Source organism: Variovorax sp. OK212, from assembly GCF_900112425.1.
Taxonomy (GTDB): Bacteria; Pseudomonadota; Gammaproteobacteria; order Burkholderiales; family Burkholderiaceae_C; genus Variovorax.
Map to the genome: position 1 here is coordinate 1,169,358 of NZ_FOLP01000001.1, position 17,826 is coordinate 1,187,183.

18 protein-coding genes are annotated in these 17,826 nt (G+C 68.8%); 7 read left to right on the forward strand and 11 right to left on the reverse strand.

Annotated elements, in window-relative coordinates:
- Nucleotides 1-143: 143 nt before the first annotated feature.
- The 7 genes from BM004_RS05325 (at nucleotide 144) to BM004_RS05355 (ending at nucleotide 7,874) form a co-directional block, all read left to right on the forward strand.
- Nucleotides 144-641: a (2Fe-2S)-binding protein gene (locus BM004_RS05325; RefSeq protein WP_093124522.1), complete on the forward strand. Its 498-nt coding sequence runs from the start codon at nucleotides 144-146 to the stop codon at nucleotides 639-641.
- 13 nt (nucleotides 642-654) lie between these two features.
- On the forward strand, nucleotides 655-3,105 hold the full coding sequence (locus tag BM004_RS05330) for a xanthine dehydrogenase family protein molybdopterin-binding subunit (RefSeq protein WP_093211668.1): 2,451 nt from the start codon (nucleotides 655-657) through the stop codon (nucleotides 3,103-3,105).
- A gap of 24 nt (nucleotides 3,106-3,129) precedes the next feature.
- The gene (locus BM004_RS05335; RefSeq protein WP_093124528.1) at nucleotides 3,130-3,921 is read left to right on the forward strand and encodes an FAD binding domain-containing protein; all 792 of its coding nucleotides are present in this window, start codon (nucleotides 3,130-3,132) and stop codon (nucleotides 3,919-3,921) included.
- A gap of 79 nt (nucleotides 3,922-4,000) precedes the next feature.
- Nucleotides 4,001-4,903 (forward strand): AAA family ATPase, encoded by a 903-nt coding sequence (locus BM004_RS05340; RefSeq protein WP_093211670.1) that lies wholly within the window; start codon nucleotides 4,001-4,003, stop codon nucleotides 4,901-4,903.
- A 17-nt stretch (nucleotides 4,904-4,920) separates the two neighbouring features.
- Entirely contained in the window at nucleotides 4,921-6,153 is a 1,233-nt protein-coding gene (locus tag BM004_RS05345; protein ID WP_256219786.1) for a vWA domain-containing protein, read from the forward strand.
- Nucleotides 6,154-6,184: 31 nt separating this feature from the next.
- Nucleotides 6,185-6,832 (forward strand): SRPBCC family protein, encoded by a 648-nt coding sequence (locus tag BM004_RS05350; protein WP_093211672.1) that lies wholly within the window; start codon nucleotides 6,185-6,187, stop codon nucleotides 6,830-6,832.
- Between the two features lie 19 nt (nucleotides 6,833-6,851).
- On the forward strand, nucleotides 6,852-7,874 hold the full coding sequence (locus BM004_RS05355) for an XdhC family protein (RefSeq protein ID WP_093211674.1): 1,023 nt from the start codon (nucleotides 6,852-6,854) through the stop codon (nucleotides 7,872-7,874).
- 42 nt (nucleotides 7,875-7,916) lie between these two features.
- Here the strand turns inward: BM004_RS05355 and mnhG are convergent, their stop codons facing one another.
- From mnhG to BM004_RS05410, 11 genes are all read right to left on the reverse strand, one after another.
- Nucleotides 7,917-8,291 (reverse strand): monovalent cation/H(+) antiporter subunit G, encoded by a 375-nt coding sequence (gene mnhG / locus BM004_RS05360; RefSeq protein WP_093124536.1) that lies wholly within the window; start codon nucleotides 8,289-8,291, stop codon nucleotides 7,917-7,919.
- 31 nt (nucleotides 8,292-8,322) lie between these two features.
- Complete coding sequence (locus BM004_RS05365; protein ID WP_093124539.1) at nucleotides 8,323-8,601, reverse strand: K+/H+ antiporter subunit F; 279 nt, start codon at nucleotides 8,599-8,601, stop codon at nucleotides 8,323-8,325.
- The gene (locus BM004_RS05370; RefSeq protein WP_093124542.1) at nucleotides 8,598-9,089 is read right to left on the reverse strand and encodes a Na+/H+ antiporter subunit E; all 492 of its coding nucleotides are present in this window, start codon (nucleotides 9,087-9,089) and stop codon (nucleotides 8,598-8,600) included. The genes BM004_RS05365 and BM004_RS05370 overlap by 4 nt, the downstream gene beginning before the upstream one ends.
- Nucleotides 9,086-10,741 (reverse strand): monovalent cation/H+ antiporter subunit D, encoded by a 1,656-nt coding sequence (locus BM004_RS05375; protein ID WP_093125205.1) that lies wholly within the window; start codon nucleotides 10,739-10,741, stop codon nucleotides 9,086-9,088. Before BM004_RS05375 ends, BM004_RS05370 begins: the two co-directional genes overlap by 4 nt.
- Nucleotides 10,742-10,782: 41 nt before the next feature.
- Nucleotides 10,783-11,133: a Na+/H+ antiporter subunit C gene (locus BM004_RS05380; RefSeq protein ID WP_093124545.1), complete on the reverse strand. Its 351-nt coding sequence runs from the start codon at nucleotides 11,131-11,133 to the stop codon at nucleotides 10,783-10,785.
- Nucleotides 11,133-14,075: a monovalent cation/H+ antiporter subunit A gene (locus BM004_RS05385; protein WP_093211676.1), complete on the reverse strand. Its 2,943-nt coding sequence runs from the start codon at nucleotides 14,073-14,075 to the stop codon at nucleotides 11,133-11,135. Before BM004_RS05385 ends, BM004_RS05380 begins: the two co-directional genes overlap by 1 nt.
- 77 nt (nucleotides 14,076-14,152) lie before the next feature.
- Nucleotides 14,153-14,530 (reverse strand): fluoride efflux transporter CrcB, encoded by a 378-nt coding sequence (gene crcB / locus BM004_RS05390; protein WP_093211678.1) that lies wholly within the window; start codon nucleotides 14,528-14,530, stop codon nucleotides 14,153-14,155.
- Between the two features lie 10 nt (nucleotides 14,531-14,540).
- Nucleotides 14,541-15,842 carry a TRAP transporter large permease gene (locus BM004_RS05395; protein ID WP_093211680.1) on the reverse strand — a complete coding sequence of 434 codons (1,302 nt, stop codon included), beginning with the start codon at nucleotides 15,840-15,842 and terminating at the stop codon, nucleotides 14,541-14,543.
- Complete coding sequence (locus BM004_RS05400) at nucleotides 15,835-16,344, reverse strand: TRAP transporter small permease (protein WP_093124557.1); 510 nt, start codon at nucleotides 16,342-16,344, stop codon at nucleotides 15,835-15,837. The genes BM004_RS05395 and BM004_RS05400 overlap by 8 nt, the downstream gene beginning before the upstream one ends.
- A gap of 21 nt (nucleotides 16,345-16,365) precedes the next feature.
- Entirely contained in the window at nucleotides 16,366-17,334 is a 969-nt protein-coding gene (locus BM004_RS05405; protein ID WP_093211682.1) for a TRAP transporter substrate-binding protein, read from the reverse strand.
- 144 nt (nucleotides 17,335-17,478) lie between these two features.
- Nucleotides 17,479-17,799, reverse strand: coding sequence for a ComEA family DNA-binding protein (locus tag BM004_RS05410; RefSeq protein ID WP_093124562.1), 321 nt, complete (start codon nucleotides 17,797-17,799; stop codon nucleotides 17,479-17,481).
- Nucleotides 17,800-17,826: the final 27 nt, after the last annotated feature.

The following is a 17,826-nucleotide window of genomic DNA, read 5'->3' on the forward strand; positions in this document are numbered from 1 at the left end:
GCTCGCCGGGCGGCAAGCTGTTTCATTTTGAGAATTTCGCGCGGTCTGTGCAAGTGTCAAGGGTTTTTGCCTAGGATAGTGCGAGAGGCCGGCATCCAAGATGCTTCGCTGAACCAGCCATCACCTTTCACGGAGACAGCCAAATGCAGGTCGCTTTCAAGGTCAACGGCCGCCAGGTCACGGTCGACGCTCCTCCCAACACCTTCCTCGTCCAAGCCATCCGGGAGCACCTCCACCTCACCGGCACGCACGTCGGCTGCGACACCGCGCAGTGCGGCGCCTGCACCGTCCATGTGAACGGCAGGGCGGTCAAGTCCTGCAACATCCTGGTCGCGCAGGCGGCCGGCGCGGACATCACCACCATCGAGGGCATCGCCGAGGCCGACGGCACCATGCACCCGATGCAGGCGGCCTTCAAGGAATGCCACGGCCTGCAATGCGGCTTCTGCACCCCGGGCATGGTCATGAGCGCGATCGACCTGTGCACCCACCACCCCAGGTCGAGCGAGTCGGAAATCCGCGAACTGCTCGACGGCAACCTGTGCCGCTGCACGGGTTACCAGAACATCGTGAAAGCCGTGAAGATGGGCGGCGAGGCCATGGCCTCGGGCACGCCCGTCAAGACCACCGTCACCGCGTGAAGGGAGCGACATCATGGGTGCTTCCGACTTCTCGAACCTGCCCCACATCGGCGAGGCGCTGCGGCGCAAGGAGGACTATCGCTTCCTGACCGGCGCGGGCAACTACACCGACGACATCACGCTGGCCAACCAGAGCCATGCGGTCTTCGTGCGCTCGCCGCACGCCCATGCCACCGTCAAGTCGGTCGACATCGCCGAGGCCATGAAGATGCCCGGCGTGGTCGGCATCTTCAGCGGCAAGGACATCGAGGGCAAGATGGGCGGGCTGCCCTGCGGCTGGCTCATCAACAACCCCGACGGCACCCCCATGAAGGAGCCGATGCACCCGATCCTGGCGATCCACAAGGTGCGCTACGTGGGCGACCACGTGGCCATGGTGGTGGCCGAGACGGTCGAGCAGGCGAAGAACGCGGCCGAGGCGGTGGTGGTCGACTATGACGTGCACCCCGCGCTCGTGAGCGTGGCCGATGCCGCGAAGAAGGCCAGCGGCGTCACGCTGCACGACGAGGCGCCCGACAACCAGTGCTACAAGTGGGCGCTGGGCGACAAGGCGGCGGTCGATGCGGCCTTTGCCAATGCCGCGCACGTGACCCGGCTCGACCTGGTCAACAACCGGCTCATTCCGAACCCCATCGAGCCCCGCGTGGCCATCGGCAGCTACAGCCGGGGCACCGACGACTACACGCTGTACGTGTCCAACCAGAACCCGCACGTCGAGCGCCTGCTCATGACGGCCTTCGTGCTGGGCCTGCCCGAGCACAAGGTGCGGGTGATCGCGCCCGACGTGGGCGGCGGCTTCGGCTCCAAGATCTTCCTGTATGCCGAGGACGTGTGCCTGACTTGGGCCGCCAAGCAGCTCAACCGCAACATCAAGTGGACGGCCGAGCGCTCCGAGTGCTTCCTGTCGGACGCCCACGGCCGCGACCACGTGAGCCACGCCGAGATGGCGATGGACGGCCAGGGCAAGTTCCTCGCCATGCGCGTGCACACCGACGCGAACCTGGGCGCCTACCTGTCGACCTTCTCGACCGCGGTGCCGACGATCCTTTACGCCACGCTGCTGGCGGGCCAGTACACGACGCCGCAGATCTACGTCGAGGTCGACGCCTGGTTCACCAACACCGCGCCGGTCGATGCCTACCGCGGCGCGGGCCGGCCCGAGGCCACCTACCTGCTGGAGCGGCTGGTGTCGCGCTGCGCCTGGGAAATGAACCAGGGGCAGGACGAGATCCGCAAACGCAACTTCATCACCACCTTCCCGTACCAGACGCCGGTGGCGCTGCAGTACGACACGGGCGACTTCCATGCCTGCATGGACAAGGCCCGCGTGCTGGCCGAGGTCGACGGCTTCCCGGCGCGCAAGGCGCAGAGCGAAGCCGCGGGCAAGCTGCGCGGCATCGGCTACTCGAGCTACATCGAGGCCTGCGGCATTGCGCCGTCGAACATCGCCGGTGCGCTGGGCGCGCGGGCGGGCCTGTTCGAGTGCGGCGAGATCCGCGTGCACCCCACCGGCAGCGTGACGGTGTTCACCGGCTCGCACAGCCACGGGCAGGGCCACGAGACCACCTTCGCGCAGGTGGTGGCGGCGCGGCTGGGCATTCCGGTGGACAACGTCGACGTGGTGCACGGCGACACCGGCCGCGTGCCCTTCGGCATGGGCACCTACGGCTCGCGCTCCATCTCGGTGGGCGGCGCGGCCATCATGAAGGCGCTCGACAAGATCGAGACCAAGGCCAAGAAGATCGCCGCGCACCTGATGGAGGCGAGCGACGCCGACATCGAGTTCGCCAACGGCGAGTTCACGGTCAAGGGCACCGACAAGAAGATCCCGTTCGGCCAGGTGGCGCTCACGGCCTACGTGCCGCACAACTACCCGCTCGACAAGCTCGAGCCGGGCCTGAACGAAACCGCCTTCTACGACCCGACCAACTTCACCTTCCCGGGCGGCACCTACATCTGCGAGGTCGAGATCGACAAGCAGACCGCCGAGGTGCGCGTGGACCGCTTCACCGCGGTGGACGACTTCGGCACCATCATCAACCCGATGATCGTCGAGGGCCAGGTGCACGGCGGGCTGGTGCAGGGCATCGGCCAGGCGCTGCTGGAGAACTGCGTGTACGACAACGAGACCGGCCAGCTGCTCACCGGCAGCTTCATGGACTACGCCATGCCGCGCGCCGCCGAGTTCCCGCAGTTCAAGCTCGACACCGTGTGCACCCCCTGCACGCACAACCCGCTGGGCACCAAGGGCTGCGGCGAGGCGGGGGCCATCGGCTCGCCGCCGGCCGTGATCAACGCCGTGCTCGACGCGCTGGCGCCGCTGGGCGTGAAGGACTTCGACATGCCCGCATCGTCCAGCCGCGTCTGGGAAGCGATGCAGAAGGGCAGCGGCAGCGCCGCGAAAGACGCGATGGCGCAGCAGCCCGCGCTCGCCGCCAGCACCCAAGGCCGTCCGGCACCCTGAACAACAAAGAAGGAACCACACACCATGTACGCCTTCACACTCGAACGGCCCGCTTCCGTGGCCGACGCGACCAGGCTCGTTGCAGCGGGCGCCAAGCCGCTGGCGGGCGGCCAGACCCTGCTGGCCTCGATGAAGCTGCGGCTCTCGGCCCCCGAACAACTCGTGGACCTGGGCGGCATCAAGGAACTCACCGGCATCACCAAGAGCGGCGACGCCATCACCGTCGGCGCCATGTCGCGCCACCTCGACGTGGCGAACAACGCCGACGTGAAGGCCGCCTTCCCGGCGCTGGCCGACCTGGCCTCGCGCATCGGCGACCGGCAGGTGCGTGCCATGGGCACCATCGGCGGCTCGGTGGCCAACAACGACCCCGCGGCGTGCTACCCGAGCGCGGTGCTGGGCACGGGCGCGACCGTGGTCACGACGAAGCGCGAAATTGCGGCCGACGATTTCTTCCTGGGCCTGTTCACCACGGCACTCGAAGAAGACGAGCTGATCACCGCGATCCGCTTCCCGATTCCGAAGCGCGCCGTCTATGAAAAGCTGCGCCAGAAGGCCTCGCACTTCCCGCTGGTCGGCGTGTTCCTCGCGCAGTACGACAGCGGCGTGCGCGTGGCGATCACCGGCGCGGGCAATGGCGTGTTCCGCCATGCGGGCCTCGAGGACGCGCTGGGCAAGAGCTTCACCGCCGCCGCCGCGGCCGGCGTGAAGATCGACGCGAGCGACCTGAACAGCGACCTGCACGCCTCGGCGGCCTACCGCGCGAACCTGATCAGCGTGCTGACCCAGCGCGCGGTGACCAAGGCGCTGGGCTGAGCCGCGCGGGGCTTGCCGAGCACGGGCCGGAAGACGCGGCTTCCTCGCGTCTTCCAAGGGTCTTCCGCTACGCTTCGCCATGATCTTTCCGACCATCGATTCGCTTTCCGAAGGCCTGGTGCAGGCCGGCTACTTTGCCGACCGGCGCCTGGCCACGGCCGTGTTCCTCGCGCTCAAGCTGCAGCGCCCGCTGCTGCTCGAAGGCGAGCCCGGCGTCGGCAAGACCGAGCTGGCGAAGGCGCTGTCGAGCGCGCTGAGCCGCGAGCTGCTGCGCCTGCAGTGCTACGACGGGCTGGAGCAGCGCGAGGCGCTCTACGAGTGGAACTACGCCGCGCAGCTGCTGCACATGCGCGCGGCCGAAGCCTCGGGCGCCGCACGCGACGTGGAGGCCGAGGTCTACCAGCCGCACTACCTCATTCGCCGGCCGCTGCTGCAGGCGCTGCAGACGCCGCTGCCCGGCGCGGTGCTGCTGATCGACGAGGTCGACCGCGCCGACGAGCCCTTCGAAGCCTTCCTGCTCGAGTACCTGGGCGAGTACCAGGTGAGCATTCCCGAGCTGGGCACGGTGCGCGCCGTGGTGCCGCCCGTCACCATTCTCACGAGCAACCGCACGCGCGAGCTCAACGACGCGGTCAAGCGCCGCTGCCTGTACCACTGGCTCGACTACCCCGAGCGAGAGCGCGAGCTGGCCATCGTGCGCGCCCGCGTGCCCGAGGCCGGCGAGAAGCTGTCGGCGCAGGTCTCGGCCTTTGTCGCGCGGCTGCGCGAGGCGCCGTTCGTCAACGCCTTCCAGCGCGCGCCCGGCATCGCCGAAAGCGTGGAGTGGGCCAGGGCGCTGATTGCGCTCGACACGGTCGAGCTCGACCCCGAGGTGGTGGTGGACACCGCCGGCATTCTCTTCAAGCAGCGCGACGACGTGGCGGCGCTCACGCGCGAACTCGCGTCCGACCTGCTCCGGCCCGAGGAGCCGGCCGCGCGCTGAGCGCGCCGCGTGCGCGAATGACCGACAAGACCCGCGTGGCCGGCATCCCGCAACTCGGCGATGTCCGCAGCGGCAAGCTCGCCGGCAACATCGCCGCCTTCGGCCGCGCCTTGCGCCGCGCCGGGGTGCGCACCGACGCCATGCGCATCGCGCTGGCCGCCGAGGCCGCGATGCTGGTGGGCGTGGCCGACAAGCTCGACCTGAGCGCCGCCATGGAGTCGGTGATGGTCAGCCGCGAACAGGACCGCATGGTGTTCCGCGAGCTGTTCGACGCCTGGTTCCGGGACCCGGAGCTGGCCAACAAGCTGCTCGCGCAGATGCTGCCGAGCGCCGAAGGCAAGGCCGAACCCTCGAAACGCCGCCCGCGCGTGCGCGAGGCCCTGACCGCGCCGCGCAGCCCCAGCAAGCCGGCCGCGCCGGCCAAGCCCGACCGCGAGATCGAGTTCGACGCGGCCATGACGTCGAGCGACCGCCAGCGGCTGCAGCATGCCGACTTCAACGCGCTGGGCGCGGCCGAGTACCGGCTTGTGGAGCGGCTCGCGCGCGACATCCGCCTGCCCATTCCCGAGCTGCCGTCGCGCCGCCTGCGCGTGGCCGGCGACGCCGGCCGCCAGCACGCGCGCATGCACTGGCCCGGTGTGCTGCACGAGGCGGCGCGCACGGGCGGCGAGATCCTGCGGCTGCCCCGGCTGGCCCGGCGCGAACAGCCGCTGCCGCTGCTGGTGCTGGTCGACGTGTCGGGTTCCATGGAGCGCTATGCGCGCCTGCTGCTGGCCTTTCTGCACGCGTCCACGCGGCGCGCGGGCCGGCGCGACGTGTTCGCCTTCGGCACCGGCCTGAGCGATCTCACGCCCGCTTTCCGGCTGGCCGACACCGACGCCATGCTCGGCGCGGCCAGCCTGGCCATCGACGATTTCGCGGGCGGCACGCGCCTGGGCAGTTCGCTGGGCGAGCTGCGCCGCGCCCACGCCCGCCGCCTGACCGGCCGCCGCACGCTGGTGCTGGTGATCAGCGACGGGCTGGACACCGGCGAGCCCGCGCAGCTGGAGCAGGAGCTGCTGTGGCTCAAGCGCCATTCGCGCCGGCTGCTGTGGCTCAACCCGCTGCTGCGCTTCGAGGGCTACGCCCCTCTGGCCCGTGGGGCCGCCGTGCTGCACCGCCATGCAGACGCGATGCTCGCGGTTCACAATCTCAGCGCGCTCGAACAGCTGGCCGCCAGCCTCGCCGCCCTGATGCGGTCCGGCAGGTAGCGCGCCAGGAAAGACAAAGAAGGGACCCACCATGGAAATGCTCGGAAACCGCCAGCTCGGCGTCACCCAACAACAGGCCTGGGAAGCGCTCAACGACCCCGAGACGCTGAAGAAATGCATCCCGGGCTGCGACAAGTTCGAGCTCACGGGCGAGAACACCTACAGCGTTGCGCTCGCGGTGAAGATCGGCCCGGTGTCGGCCAAGTTCAGCGGCAAGGTGGTGCTGTCGGACATCGTGGCGCCCAACGGCTACAAGCTGAGCTTCGAGGGGCAGGGCGGCGTGGCGGGGTTCGCCAAGGGCGCGTCGAGCGTCACGCTCAAGCCGCTGGCATCCTCATCCACGGAGGCCACCGAGTCCACCGATGCAGCCGTCGCGCACGAGGCCGAGGCCGCATCGCCCCCCGCCGGCTGCGAACTCGACTACACCGTGCAGGCCCAGGTCGGCGGCAAGATCGCCCAGCTCGGCCAGCGCCTGATCGACGGCGCCGCCAAGTCGACCGCCGACGACTTCTTCAAGCGCTTCGAAGCCGAGATGCAAAGCCGCTACGGCCCGCCACCCGCGCCCGCCGCGGAGGCCGGCGAAGCACCGGCCGAGAAGGCCGGGATGATGTCGGGCCTCATGAAGAAGATGGGCCTCGGCAAGAAGGACGATGCCGCCACCGGCGGCGACGCCAGCTGAGGGAACGGGCCGCGCCATCATGGAAAACCTCGACGTCATGGTGCTGCGCACGCTGCGCGACTGGCGCCGCGCCGGCAAGCGCGCGCTGCTCACGACCGTGGTGCGCACCTGGGGCTCGTCGCCGCGGCCCGTGGGCTCGATCATGGCGCTGGCGGAAGACGGCGCGGTGGTCGGCTCGGTCTCCGGCGGCTGCATCGAGGACGACCTGATCGCGCGCTACAGCCATGCCCACGGCAAGGGCGAAGACGTGCCGCTGGGTGCGCCGCCCGCGCTGGTGAAGTACGGCATCACCGCCGACGAGGCGCACCGCTTCGGCCTGCCCTGCGGCGGCACGCTGGAGCTGCTGCTCGAATACGCGCCCGATGCCGCGTCGCTCGACCTGCTGGTCGGGCAGCTGGAGCAGGGCAAGCTCATGCAGCGCACGGTGACGCTTGCCACCGGCGCGGTGCGGCTCGCCGAAGCCAAGGCGCCCGACGAGCTCACGGTCAACGACACCCAGCTCACCAACACCTTCGGCCCCGAGTACCGCATGCTGCTGATCGGCGCCGGCCAGCTCGCCGAGTACCTCGCGACCATGGCCAAGTTCAGCGGTTTCGCCGTGACCCTGTGCGACCCGCGCGCCGAGTACCGCACCGCATGGTCGCTGCCCGGCGTGCACATCACCACCGAGATGCCCGACGACGCGGTGCTCGCATTCAGGCCCGACCGCCGCAGCTGCGTGGTGGCGCTCACGCACGACCCCAAGCTCGACGACCTTGCGTTGCTCGAGGCGCTGCAGAGCGAGGCCTTCTACGTCGGCGCCATCGGCTCGCGCCGCAACGCCGACGCGCGGCGCGACCGCATGATCGAGCACTTCGAGCAGACCGACGCATCGCTTGCGCGGCTGCGCGGGCCGATCGGCATCTACATCGGCAGCAAGACGCCGCCGGAGATCGCGGTGAGCGTCATGGCCGAGATCCTCGCGGTGAAGAACGCGGTGACGCTGCCGCGCGAGGTCGAGGTGGCGCGCGCCAAGGAAATGCAGCAGCTGCAGCCGAGCTGAGCGGCGCGGTTCAGTCCAGTCGCGTTCTGATTGCTGCCGCTGTCAGGACTTGCCCTTCTGCAGCTTCGGCTTCGCCTCGGGCGGCACGTCGCCGCCCTTTTGCCGTTCGCGGAAGAGCGCGGCGCGCATCAGGAAGATGGTGGTGATCGGCGCGGTGAGCGCGATGAACAGCACGATCAGCACCGCGTGCAGGAACAGGCTGAAGCCCTGCACCGAGAAGTAGACGGTGGTGGCCACCGTCATGCACCACACGCCCACCGTCGCGCCCAGCGTGGGCGCATGGATGCGGCGGAAAAAGGTGGGCAGGCGCACCAGCCCGAAGGAGCCGATGGCCGCGAAGGCCGCGCCCAGCACGGCGAACACCGCGGTGATGATCTCCGCCCACAGCGGCAGCGGCCCGACGATGAAGTCGTTCATGGCTGCCCCCATGCCCGGCACGGCGCGGCGCTCATTCGATCACCTCGCCGCGCAACAGGAACTTGGCCATGGCCGTCGAGCCGACGAAGCCGAACAGCGCGATCAGCATGGCCGCCTCGAAGTACACGTTGCTCGCGTAGATGATGCCCAGCACCAGCATCATGAGCATGCCGTTGATGTAGAGGCAGTCGAGGGCCATCACGCGGTCTTGCGCGGTGGGGCCGATCAGCAGCCGCGACAGCGCGCACAGCATGGCCACGGCCAGCAGGAACAGCGCGAACTTCAGGGCCCAGAAGAGGATGGGTGTCATGACTCGAAGATCTCCATCAGGGGGCGTTCGTAGCGCTGCTTGATCATCGCGACGAAGGCGGCCTCGTCGTCGAGGTCGAACACGTGGATGAGCAGCATGCTGCGGTCGAACGACACTTCGCCCCATGCGGTGCCGGGCGTGAGGCACATGACCATGGCCAGCACCGCGAGCCCGTTGGGGTCGCGCATGTCCAGCGGGATCTGCACGAACTTCGAGCCGATGCCCGCGCTGCGCCGCGTGAGCAGCAACCGCGCCACGTCGTACGCCGACTTGAGCATGTCGAAGGTCACGAGGAACGACAGCCGCAGCGCCACGCCGGGCCGGCGCATGCGCACGGCCGCCGGGCGCAGGCCCTTGGTGAGCAACGGAACGGCAATGGCGAGCACCACGGCCGACAGCAGCGTGGCGGCTTCCAGCGACTGCTCGAGCAGGATCCAGACGACGAACAGCGCGAACGACAGCGGCGGGGAAGGAATCAGGCGCTTCATGGGGCCGTGCCTTCGTGCTTGACGGGGTTGGGCACCTGCCGCGCGCCCATCACGGCGTTGCGGTAGGCGGTGGGCGTCTTCAGGCCGGCGGCCGTTGCCTCGGCGTGCTGCATGACGGGCCCGGCCCACACGGTCAGCGCCACGCACGCCGCGAGCAGGCCGGCCACCGGCAGCACCTCGAGCGCGGGCAGCGACGGCATGGTGGCGTGCGGCTGCGTCCAGAAGTGGCGGATGCCGGTTCGGCTCAGCGCAATCAGCGTCAGGAAGCCCGAGACGATCAGCAGCCCGAGGAAGGTCCAGCCGGCGGTGCCCGGCGAGGGGGTGTCCAGCAGGCCCGACAGCATGGCGAACTTGCCGACGAAGCCCGACAGCGGCGGCAGCCCCGCGAGCAGCAGCGTGCAGCCCATGAAGCTCAGGCCCAGGAAGGCGACGCCCGCGGGAATCGCGCGGCCGTAGAGCGCCTGGGCTTCGTCGTCGAGGTTCACGTCGGACAGCACGCGCAGGTCTTCGGCCAGGTAGGGCGCATTGCCCGCCACCTCGTGCGGCGCGACGCTCATGCCGGCGTTGCGCCAGCGCTCGATCATGTCGGTCAGCAGGAAGAAGGCGCTCACGGCCAGCGTGGAGCTCAGCAGGTAGTACAGCGCGCCGGCCCAGACGGCCGGCTGGCCGAGGCCGACCGCCGCGAGCAGCGTGCCCGCCGAGACCAGCACGCTGAAGCCCGCGAGGTTGGACAGCCGCTGCGTGCCGACGATGCCGATGGCGCCCACGAACAGCGTGGCCAGCCCGACCCCCACGAGCGCGGCCTGCCCGAAGGCGGCCGAGGCGCCGGTGTCGGGCGCGAAGAGCACGGTCCACAGGCGCAGGATGGTGTAGATGCCCAGCTTGGTGAGCAGCGCGAACACCGCGCCCACCGGCGACACCGACGCGCTGTACGCCGGCACCAGCCAGAAGTTGAGCGGCCACGCGCCCGCCTTGGCGAAGAAGGCCGTCGCCAGGATGGCGGCCGCCGCATGCACCAGGCCGCGGTCGCCCGGCGCGAGCTCGGCGATGCGCGCGCCCAGGTCGGCCATGTTCAGCGTGCCGGTCACGCCGTAGAGGATGGCCGCGCCGATCAGGAACAGCGACGAGGCCGCCAGGTTGATCGCGATGTAGTGCAGCCCGGCCTGCACCCGCAGCCGGCCCGAGCCGTGCAGCAGCAGCCCGTAGGAGGCCGCGAGCATCACCTCGAAGAAGACGAACAGGTTGAACAGGTCGCCCGTGAGGAACGCGCCGTTCAGCCCCATGAGCTGCAGCTGCAGCAGCGGGTGGAAGTGCACGCCCGCGCGGTCCCAGCGCGAAGTGGAATAGATGGAGGCCGCGAAGGCGATGACGCCGGTGAGCGCCACCATCATGGTGGAGAGCCGGTCGGCCACCAGCACGATGCCGAAGGGCGCGCGCCAGTTGCCCGGCAGGTAGACGCCGATGGAGCCGGGGCCGCCGCCGGTGTCGGCCGCGTTCACCCAGCGCAGCAGCGCCAGCGCGGCCAGCAGGCCGACCAGGCCCGAGACCACGCTCAGGGCCGACTTGGTGCGCCGGCGGTTCTCGCCCAGCAGCAGCATGAGCGCGGCCGTGAGCATGGGCACGAGGATGGGCACCGCCACCAGGTGCGGCATGCTGAACTCGAGCAGCTCGTCGAGCAGGTGGAAGATTTCGTTCACTCTGCCTCCTGCCGTTCTTCACCGTCCACGTGGTCGGTACCGGTGAGGCCGCGCGAGGCGAGCATGACCACCAGGAACAGCGCCGTCATGGCGAAGCCGATCACGATGGCGGTGAGCACCAGCGCCTGCGGCATCGGGTCGGCCGTGTTGGCCAGCGTGGCCTCGAAGCCCTTGATGAGCACGGGTTCGCTGTCGACCTTGAGCCGGCCCATGCTGAAGATGAACAGGTTCACGGCGTAGGAGATGAGCGTCAGGCCCATGATGACCTGGAAGGTCCGCGGGCGCAGCAGCATGTACACGCCCGAGCCAGTGAGCACGCCGATGGCGAGCGCGAGCACGATTTCCATCAGTGCGCTCCCTCTGTGCCTTCGGCCGCGGCCTGGGCTTCTTTCTCGGCCTGTTCGTCGGCCCAGCGGTGGCTTCGTACGGACTGGTGGGCCAGTGCGGTGAGGATCAGCATGGTGGCGCCGAGCACCAGCGCGAACACGCCGATGTCGAAGAAGAGGGCGCTGGGCACGTGCACCTCGCCCAGCAGCGGCAGGTGCAGGTGCGCGGTGTGCGTGGTCAGGAAGGGGTAGCCGAACACCACCGCGCCGCCGCCGGTGCACAGCGCCAGCAGCAGGCCGATGGCGATCCAGCGGCGCGGGTAGATGCGCAGGTGCTCCTCGACCCACTCGGTGCCCGACACGATGAACTGCAGCACCAGCGCGACCGACATCACCAGCCCGGCGACGAAGCCGCCACCCGGCGCGTTGTGGCCACGCATGAAGAAATAGACAGAGACCAGCGCCGCCAGCGGCAGCACCAGCCGCACCAGCACGGCGGGCACCATCAGGTAGCCGATGGCGGTGTCCTTGGCGCGGCGCGGGTTCAGCAGGTCGCTGCTGCCGTCGTCGACCTGCAGGCGCTGCTGCACCGGCAGCGCCATCGATTCGATGGCGGGGCGGAAGCGCCGCAGCAGCGCGTACACGGTGAGCGCCACCACGCCGAGCACGGTGATTTCGCCGAAGGTGTCGAAGCCGCGGAAGTCCACCAGCATCACGTTGACCACGTTGGTGCCGCCGCCTTCGGTGAGCGCGCGCTCGAGGAAGAAGGGCGAGATGCTCTGGGGGAAGGTGCGCGTCATCATGGCCCAGGCCAGCGCGGCCATGCCGCCGCCGGCGACGGTGGCCACCAGCAGGTCGCGGCCGCGCCGGCCCCAGGGGCGCAGCCGCGCGCGCGCGGGTTGGATGACGTCCTTGCTGCGCATCGGCAGCCAGCGCAGGCCCAGCAGGATCAGCACCGTGGTCACGGCCTCGACCACCAACTGCGTGAGCGCGAGGTCGGGCGCCGAGAACCAGATGTAGGTGACGCAAGAGACCAGCCCCGCGCCCGAGGCCAGCATGAGCGCGGCGAGCCGGTGGAACTTGGCCTGCCACGCGGCGGCCAGCGCGCAGGTGCCGCCGATGATCCAGGTCATGGCGAACATCGGCGAGAAGGGCAGCAGCTCGCGCGTGCCGGGCGCGGCCGGCGTGGCCCACAGCGATGCCCCGGCGCCCGCCACGGCCACGACCACCAGCAGCAGCAACTGCCATTGCAGGCGGCGCGTGCCGAACAGGCGGCGGCTGCGGCGGCCGGCTTCGCTCAGCAGCGCGATGAGGTGCTCGAAGATGACCTGGCCGTCGAAGCGGTGCAGCAGCGGCGTGTTCTCGAGGCCGCCTTGCGCGCGTCGGCGGCGCTGCAGCAGGTACAGCACACCGCCGCCCGCGAGCGCCACGAAGCTCATCACGAGCGGCAGGTTGAAGCCGTGCCACACGGCCAGGCTGTACTCGGGCAGCACGCCGCCGACCACCGGCGCGGCCGCGGCCGCCAGCATCGGGCCCACCGACCAGGCGGGCGCCACGCCCACCACCAGGCACACCAGCACCAGCAGCTCGACCGGCACGCGCATCCAGTGCGGCGGCTCGTGCGGGTGCTTGGGCACGTCGTTGCCGCAGGGCGGCCCGAAGAACACGTCGAACACGAAGCGTGCCGAATACGCCACGCTGAAGATGCCCGCGATGGTGGCGATCACCGGCAGGCTGAAGTCGATCCACGGCGTGGCCTGGATGAACACCGTCTCGGCGAAGAACATTTCCTTCGACAGGAAGCCGTTGAGCAGCGGCACGCCGGCCATCGAGGCGCTGGCGATGATGGCCAGCGTGCCCGTGATGGGCATCAGCCGCATCAGCCCGCTGAGCTTGCGGATGTCGCGCGTGCCGGTCTCGTGGTCGATGATGCCGGCCGCCATGAACAGCGACGCCTTGAAGGTCGCGTGGTTCATCACGTGGAAGACCGCCGCCACCGCCGCGAGCGGGCTGTTCAGGCCCAGCAGCAGCGTGATGAGGCCGAGGTGAGAAATGGTCGAGTAGGCCAGCAGCGCCTTCAGGTCGCGCTGGAACATGGCCGCGAAGCCGCCGAGCAGCAGCGTGATGGCGCCCGCGCCGCCCACCATCCAGAACCATTGCTCGGTGCCCGAGAGCACGGGCCACAGCCGCGCCATCAGGAACACGCCCAGCTTCACCATGGTGGCCGAGTGCAGGTAGGCCGACACCGGCGTGGGCGCGGCCATGGCGCGCGGCAGCCAGAAGTGGAACGGGAACTGCGCGCTCTTGGTGAAGGCGCCCAGCAGCACCAGCACCAGCACGGCCGGGTAGAGCGCATGCGCGCGGACGATGTCGCCCGAGGCCAGCACCACGTCGAGCTCGTAGCTGCCGACGATGCGCCCCAGCACCAGCACGCCGGCCAGCAGGCACAGCCCGCCCGCGCCGGTGACGGTGAGCGCCATGCGCGCGCCGCGCCGCGCGTCGCGGCGATGGTGCCAGTAGCCGATGAGCAGGAACGAGAAGAGGCTGGTGAGCTCCCAGAACAGCACCATCTGGATCATGTTGCCCGAGAGCACCACGCCCATCATCGCGCCCATGAACGCGAGGAAGAACGAGAAGAAGCGCGGCACCGGGTCGGAGGCCGACATGTAGTAGCGCGCATAGAGCACCACCAGCGCGCCGATGCCCAGCACCAGCATGCAGAACAGCCAGGCGAAGCCGTCCAGGCGGAACACGAGGTTCAGGCCGAGGGCCGGCAGCCACTCGATTTCCTGGCGCAGCACGTTGCCATGCGCGATCTGCGGAAAGAGCCATGCGGTCTGGATGGCGCAGCCCAGCGCGACCAGGCCCGCCAGGGTCGACTCTCTGTTGCGCGCGTTGGACGGCATCAACGCGGCCAGCACGCTGGCAATGAATGGGAGAGCGACGAGAAAGACCAGGGGCATTGGGGTCGATTCTATCGGCCGACCCTATGGAAGGCCTTATCTATAACCGCAAGACATAAGGCGTTTTTTTGCGTCCTTCAGGCCGAAAAGGCCTGCACGGTGCGGATGCCGACCCAGGTGCAGAAGAGCGAACCGCCCAGATGCGCCCCGGCCGTCAGCATGGCGGTGCCCAGCCGGCCTTCGAGCAGCATGGTCGTCACCTCGGCCGAGAAGCTCGAGAAGGTGGTCAGGCCGCCCAGGAAGCCGGTCACCAGTGCCAGCCGCCACACCGGGTCGAGGTCGGGCAGCAGCTGGAAGGCGGCAATGGCCACGCCGATGAGGTAGCCGCCGATCAGGTTGGCGGCCAGCGTGCCCCAGGGCATGAGGCCGCCCGCGCCGAACCAGAGGGCGAGGCCCCAGCGGGCCAGCGCGCCCACGGAGGCGCCGATGCAGATGGCAAGAATCGGAAGCAGCATGCCCCGATTGTCAGGGCGCCATCTGCTGCGGCAGCCACGTCACCAGCTGCGGCACGAAGTAGATGATGAGCACCGCCGCCACCATCAGGAAGAACATCGGCAGCGTCACGCGCGCGATGTACAGCAGGTCCTTGCCGGTCATGCCTTGCAGCACGAACAGGTTGAAGCCCACCGGCGGCGTGATCTGCGCCATCTCGACCACCAGCACGATGAAGATGCCGAACCAGACCGGGTCGATGCCCGCCGCGGTCACGGTCGGCATGATCACGCCCATGGTCAGCACCACCATCGAGATGCCGTCGAGGAAGCAGCCCAGCACCACATAGAACGCCGCCAGCATCAGGATGAGCTGGAACTTCGACAGGCCGAGCGACCCGATCCACTCCGCAAGGTGACGCGGCAGGCCGATGTAGCCCATCGCCAGCGTGAGAAAGGCCGCGCCCGCGAGGATCAGCGCCATCATGCAGTACAGGCGTGTGGCGCCGAGCAGCGCTTCCTTGAAGCTGTGCCAGGTCAGCGAGCCTTGCGCGCCCGAGATGACCATCGCGCCCACCACGCCCACGGCCGCGGCCTCGGTCGCCGTGGCGATGCCCGCGTAGATCGAGCCGAGCACCGACAGGATCAGCAGCGCCACCGGGATCAGCGACATCGAGGCCTTGAGCTTTTCCATGAAAGGCAGCTTGGCGTCGGCCGGCGGCACCTTGTCGGGGTGGCGCAGCGCCCAGAACACGATGTAGCCCGAGAACAGCACCGCGAGCAGGATGCCCGGGATCACGCCCGCGATGAACAGCCGCGCGATCGACACGTCTGCGCTCACCCCGTAGACGATCATGATGATCGACGGCGGAATCAGCAGGCCGAGCGTGCCGGCGCCGGCCAGCGTGCCGATGACCATGTCGTCGGGGTAGCCGCGGCGCTTGAGCTCGGGCAGGCTCATCTTGCCGATGGTGGCGCAGGTGGCCGCGCTCGAACCCGAGACCGCGGCGAACACCGCGCAGCCCACCACGTTGGTGTGCAGCAGCCGGCCCGGCAGGCTTTGCATCCAGGGCGCGAGGCCCTTGAACATGTCCTGCGACAGCCGCGTGCGGAACAGAATCTCGCCCATCCACACGAACAGCGGCAGCGCGGTGAGCGTCCAGCTGGAGGCCGATCCCCAGATGGTCACGGCCATGGCGTCCCCGGCGGCGCGGGACGAGAAGATCTGCATGGCGATCCATGCCACGCCCGAGAGCGTGAGGCCGATCCACACGCCGCTGCCCAGGATGAGGAACAGCGTGGCGATCAGGAGGCCGGCAACGGCGATGTCACTCATGGCGAAGCGCCTCCGTCTCGGGGGCCTTGGCAGGGCGGCCGCGCCATTCGATCACGAACTCGTCGAGCGAGGCGACCGCGAAGACGAGGGCGCCGAACGCCATCGACAGCTGCGGGATCCACAGCGGGGTGGCGTCGTTGCCGGTGGAAATGTCGTGGTAGTCGAGCGACTGCCAGACCAGCCGCACGCTGTACCAGGCGAACAGCAGCGCAAGCAGCGCCGCGGCCGCCATGGCCCAGCGCTCGAGCCAGCGCTGCGCCGCGGGACCGAGGTTCTGCATAACCAGCGTCACGCGGATGTGTTCGCCGCGCTTGAGCGTGTGCGCCAGCGCCAGGAAACCCGCGCCGGCCATCAGATAGCCGGCGTAGGCGTCGATGCCCGGAATGTTGAAGTGAAGCTGGCGGCCGAGGATGGACAGGAGCACCATCACCAGCAGGCCGACCATGAAAAGCGCCGCCAATGCGGCGGCGCTCATGTAGAGAAGATCAAGCGTCTTGCGCATCGGGAGCAGTTCGAGTCCGCCTCACATCTTCTTGTAGGCGTCGACCACGGCCTGGCCTTCGGCACCGGCTTTTTCGGTCCACTCCTTGATCATGGTGTCGCCGACCTTCTTCATGTCGGCCTTCAGCTGCGCGGAGGGCACGTGCACCGCCATGCCGTTCTTCTTGAGCAGCTCGAGGTACTCGATGTTCTTCTTCTTCGACAGGTCCCAGCCACGCTTCTCGGCATCGGCCCCGGCCTTGAGCACCGCGTCCTGCGTGGGCTTGTCGAGCGCGTCGAAGGCCTTCTTGTTCATGAGCACCGCGTTCTTCGGAAGCCACGCCTGGGTGTCGTAGAAGTTCTTGATGTACTCGTAGGTCTTGGTGTCGTAGCCGGTGGAGCCCGAGGACATGTACGACTCGATCACGCCGGTGGCCATGGCCTGCGACAGCTCGGCCTGCTGCACCGTGACGGGCTGTGCGCCCACCAGTTCGCCGATGCGCGCGGTGGCCGGGCTGTACGCGCGCCACTTCACGCCCTTCAGGTCGGCGGCCGATGCGATTTCCTTCTTCACGAAGATGCCCTGGGGCGGCCATGCCACCGTGTAGAGCAGCACGATGCCTTGCTCGGCGAGCTTCTTCTCGAGCACGGGCTTCTGCGCCTGGTAGAGCTTCCAGGCGGCGTCGTAGCTGTCGGCCAGGAACGGGATGCCGTCGGCACCGAACATCTGCCATTCGTTCTGGTAGTTCACCAGCAGGATCTCGCCGAGCTGGGCCTGGCCGCCTTGCACCGCGCGCTTGATCTCGGGCGCCTTGAACAGCGAGGCGTTGGAGTGCACGGTGATCTTCAGCTTGCCGCCGCTGCCCTTGTCCACGTCGCTGGCGAACTGCGTGATGTTCTCCGTGTGGAAGTTGCTCGCCGGGTAGGCGGTGGGCAGGTCCCACTTGGTCTGCGCGAAGGCTGCGGCGCCGAGGGTCAGGCCAGCGAGGGCGATGCCGAACTTGTGATTCATGGGCTCTCCGGAACGTATGAAAGTGAAAACGAAAATGAGCATACGTGCAAATTCCGGGCCATCTCTGAGGCATTTCCCTGCCTTGGTGCACGCATGAAAAAGCCGCCCGAAGGCGGCTTTGCTTGGCGTCGATGCGCGGGGAGATCAGGGCTTGGCGGCCTTGCTCGCCTTGGCTTCCTTGGCGGTGCCCGGTGCCGCGCTGCCGAAGCTCTGGCCGTTGACCGTGAGGCCTTCGGCCGACAGCTTGGCCGCGCTCTTTTCCTTCACGCCCTTCACGCGCTGCATGAGGTCGGGCCAGTCCTTGAACTCGCCTTCCTTGCGCGCCTCGAGGATGCGCTTGGACATCGACGGGCCCACGCCCTTGATGCCGTCGAGGTCGGCGGCGGTGCCCTTGTTGACGTCGACGGCCGCGAAGGATGCGACCGCGAACAGCATGGCCGTGGCGGCCAGGATCTTCTTGAACATGATTTTTTTACTCCCTGATTTGTTGAT

Bases quoted from the DNA above. Each gene is read 5' to 3' on its own strand.
- BM004_RS05325 (WP_093124522.1), top strand. From the start codon at position 144: ATGCAGGTCGCTTTCAAGGTCAACGGCCGCCAGGTCACGGTCGACGCT.
- BM004_RS05330 (WP_093211668.1), top strand. From the start codon at position 655: ATGGGTGCTTCCGACTTCTCGAACCTGCCCCACATCGGCGAGGCGCTG.
- BM004_RS05335 (WP_093124528.1), top strand. From the start codon at position 3,130: ATGTACGCCTTCACACTCGAACGGCCCGCTTCCGTGGCCGACGCGACC.
- BM004_RS05340 (WP_093211670.1), top strand. From the start codon at position 4,001: ATGATCTTTCCGACCATCGATTCGCTTTCCGAAGGCCTGGTGCAGGCC.
- BM004_RS05345 (WP_256219786.1), top strand. From the start codon at position 4,921: ATGACCGACAAGACCCGCGTGGCCGGCATCCCGCAACTCGGCGATGTC.
- BM004_RS05350 (WP_093211672.1), top strand. From the start codon at position 6,185: ATGGAAATGCTCGGAAACCGCCAGCTCGGCGTCACCCAACAACAGGCC.
- BM004_RS05355 (WP_093211674.1), top strand. From the start codon at position 6,852: ATGGAAAACCTCGACGTCATGGTGCTGCGCACGCTGCGCGACTGGCGC.
- mnhG (WP_093124536.1), bottom strand. From the start codon at position 8,291: ATGAACGACTTCATCGTCGGGCCGCTGCCGCTGTGGGCGGAGATCATC.
- BM004_RS05365 (WP_093124539.1), bottom strand. From the start codon at position 8,601: ATGACACCCATCCTCTTCTGGGCCCTGAAGTTCGCGCTGTTCCTGCTG.
- BM004_RS05370 (WP_093124542.1), bottom strand. From the start codon at position 9,089: ATGAAGCGCCTGATTCCTTCCCCGCCGCTGTCGTTCGCGCTGTTCGTC.
- BM004_RS05375 (WP_093125205.1), bottom strand. From the start codon at position 10,741: ATGCCGCACCTGGTGGCGGTGCCCATCCTCGTGCCCATGCTCACGGCC.
- BM004_RS05380 (WP_093124545.1), bottom strand. From the start codon at position 11,133: ATGGAAATCGTGCTCGCGCTCGCCATCGGCGTGCTCACTGGCTCGGGC.
- BM004_RS05385 (WP_093211676.1), bottom strand. From the start codon at position 14,075: ATGCCCCTGGTCTTTCTCGTCGCTCTCCCATTCATTGCCAGCGTGCTG.
- crcB (WP_093211678.1), bottom strand. From the start codon at position 14,530: ATGCTGCTTCCGATTCTTGCCATCTGCATCGGCGCCTCCGTGGGCGCG.
- BM004_RS05395 (WP_093211680.1), bottom strand. From the start codon at position 15,842: ATGAGTGACATCGCCGTTGCCGGCCTCCTGATCGCCACGCTGTTCCTC.
- BM004_RS05400 (WP_093124557.1), bottom strand. From the start codon at position 16,344: ATGCGCAAGACGCTTGATCTTCTCTACATGAGCGCCGCCGCATTGGCG.
- BM004_RS05405 (WP_093211682.1), bottom strand. From the start codon at position 17,334: ATGAATCACAAGTTCGGCATCGCCCTCGCTGGCCTGACCCTCGGCGCC.
- BM004_RS05410 (WP_093124562.1), bottom strand. From the start codon at position 17,799: ATGTTCAAGAAGATCCTGGCCGCCACGGCCATGCTGTTCGCGGTCGCA.